The organism is Pseudomonas sp. AC083, from assembly GCF_979253165.1.
Window position 1 is genome coordinate 1 of record NZ_CEEDDH010000124.1, and the last position, 273, is coordinate 273.

The window sequence follows — 273 nt, forward strand, 5'->3', positions numbered from 1 at the left end:
GCTTTCGTACTTCATCTGCAACGACAGAGAATCCGCGGCCTTGTTCACCAGCTCTAGCCGCTTCAATCGCAGCATTTAGACCAAGCAGGTTCGTTTGGTTCGCCACTTCTTTAATTAAGTCAGAAATATTTTTCGTCTCATCTGCACTATTTTTTGCTAAGTGGGCGGCAGACGTTGACTGCTCTTGAGCAACAGCAAGCTCCTGTGCTTGATTTGTCACAGAGCTAATGCCCGAGACCATCTCACTAATAGAACTTGAAAGCTGTTCTACTT

Annotated in this window: 1 protein-coding gene; it reads right to left on the reverse strand. The window is 45.8% G+C overall.

Features of this window, described 5'->3' with window-relative positions:
• The coding region (locus AC0IXA_RS27440; protein ID WP_471814902.1) for a methyl-accepting chemotaxis protein at positions 1–273 on the reverse strand (273 nt) is incomplete at both ends.